Source organism: Halorubrum sp. AJ67, assembly GCF_000513435.1.
Genome location: NZ_CBVY010000006.1, coordinates 1 through 1,808, shown reverse-complemented (window position 1 = coordinate 1,808; position 1,808 = coordinate 1). Strand labels below are relative to the sequence as shown.

The 1,808-nt window shown below is 70.0% G+C and carries 1 protein-coding gene; it reads right to left on the bottom strand.

Annotated features, from left to right (window positions below):
* Nucleotides 1–1,698: ABC transporter substrate-binding protein (locus tag BN903_RS07220; protein ID WP_048077111.1), on the bottom strand; the 1,698-nt coding region annotated here is incomplete at its 3' end.
* Nucleotides 1,699–1,808: the final 110 nt, after the last annotated feature.

The following is a 1,808-nucleotide window of genomic DNA, read 5'->3' as shown; positions in this document are numbered from 1 at the left end:
CGCCCGCGCGTACCCGTCGAAGGCGTCGGCGACGAGCGCGGACTTGTCGATCAGCCGCGCGACGACCGACCGGAACCGGGGGTTCGACAGCGGGCTCCGCCGCACGTTGTAGCCGACGTGGTAGAACGCCGCTGACCGACCGCTCACGAGGCGAGCATCGGTCGAGCGGCCGATCAGGGGGACCGACGCCGGACCGAGGTTGGAGACGGTCGCGTCCGCGAGTCCGTCGGAGACCGACTCCACGGCCGAGATGTCCGACGGCAGCACCTCGATGCGGAGCCGGTCGAACGCCGGCTTCCCGCGGTAGCGGGGCGGCACTCCCGCCCGCGGGTCCGTCGTCTCGCCCGAATCCGCCGACTCGCCGTCCGACGCCGGGCGGACGAGGAAGTGGTCGGGGTTCCGTTCGAAGACGACCGACTCCCCGGCCTCCGCCTCGACGAAGCGCAGCGGACCGCTACCGACGGGGTCGGGGTTGTTCGAGACGATCGCCTCCGTCGTCTCGAAGTCGAGTTCGAAGCCGGCTATCGTCGCCGCGTCGGTCCGCTCCGACCAGACGTGTTTCGGGAGGATCGGCACCTGAAGCGCCCGCGCGGCGACCGTCTCGTTGACGTCGGGTACGGTGAGGCGGACCGTCGCGTCGTCGAGGGCCCGCTCGTCGCCGACGAGGGAGCTTCGGCCGCGAAACCGCGGGGTCGGGACCGGCGTCCCGACGCTCCCCAGCGACGTGTCGCGGAGGAACCGGTAGGTGAACGCGACGTCGGTCGCCGTCACCGGCTCGCCGTCGTGCCAGCGGGCGTCGCGGAGCGAAACGTCGAGAGTCTCGTCGTTGACGCGCTCCCAGTCGGCCGCCAGCCACGGGACGACGGACTCGTCGTCCGCGCGAACGAGCGGGTCGTACAACAGCCCGGTGAACGTGCCGTACTTCCGGTACTCCGCCGCGATCGGGTTCCAGTTCTCCGTGATGCGGTCGTCGGTCGTCACGAGCCGGAGGGTGCCGCCGTCCGGATCGGCCGCGTCCTCGGTCGTCGCGTTGGCGTCCGTCGAGCCGTTGGTCGCGGAGTCGGCGTCCGCCGAGCCGTCGGCGACGGCGTCGAGTTCGAGGAGACCGGTGACGGAGAGCGGCTGGCGGTCCTCCGTCCACCCCTCGAACCGATTCTCCCGGACGGCGGTGAGCGCGTCGGGAAACGCGACGACCGAGAAGGGCTGGAGTTCACACAGCGTCTCCTGAAGCGCCCCGACAGCGTCGGTCCGTTCGTCCCCGGAGACGCGGCGCTGTCGCTCCAGCGCGTCATCGACCGCGATCTCCGTGAGACCGTACGGGTTCTGCCAGCCGGACTCGGCGATGAACTTCGAGTGGGTCAGCCCGTACAGCGCGTCCGCGTCGAACGGCTCCGTCTCCACGAACTGCCCGACGTAAAGGTCGAAGTTCTGGTTGATGAGCACCTTCCGCCAGAGGTCCGTCTGGCCGACGGTGTTAAGTCGGACGTCGACGCCGACCGCGGTCAGGTGCTCTTCGAGCTGTCTCGCGATGCGGATCCCGTTGGGGCCGTCGTCCGCCGGCGTGGTGTTAATTTCGAGGGTCAGCTGCGAGTGGGGGTCGCGTCCCGCGATGTTCTCCGTACGACCGAGACAGCCGGCGCTGGCGGCCGCGAGGCCGAGTCCGGCAAGCGCCGCGCGTCGACTGATCGGTCGGGGCATTCGTTCGTTTCCGCTTATTTTCAGGCGTCCGGTATATCTCTTCTGTGCTGGCTCCGCGATCGGAGCGGGGCGTCGGCGCGGGCGAGCGGATCAGATCACGCTCATCAGCG